Origin of the sequence: Rhizobium ecuadorense, from assembly GCF_001187535.1 — a bacterium.
Classification (GTDB): domain Bacteria; phylum Pseudomonadota; class Alphaproteobacteria; order Rhizobiales; family Rhizobiaceae; genus Rhizobium; species Rhizobium ecuadorense.
On record NZ_LFIO01001673.1, the window covers coordinates 1 to 228 of the forward strand.

Sequence of the window (228 nt, forward strand, 5' to 3'; positions counted from 1 at the left end):
TGCCTGATTTATAACCTCCTTGCAGGCTATTGCAACATACGTTTCACAAAAGTATATGATGATCCGTATGGATCACGGCGAAGAGCGCTTTCATGAGTATTGAGACTTGTTTGAAGTCCGTCGCAATAGCGGTTGCTCCGAACGGAGGTCGCAAGACCAAGCTGGAACATCCGAACCTTCCTTTGACAGCAACAGAACTGGCCGAGACTGCCGTTCGATGCAGAGAGG

General features: G+C 49.1%; 1 protein-coding gene. It reads left to right on the forward strand.

The window, feature by feature from the left end; all coding sequences use genetic code 11:
* Positions 1–110 precede the first annotated feature (110 nt).
* The coding region (locus AF337_RS41270; protein ID WP_160320406.1) for a 3-keto-5-aminohexanoate cleavage protein at positions 111–228 on the forward strand (118 nt) is incomplete at its 3' end.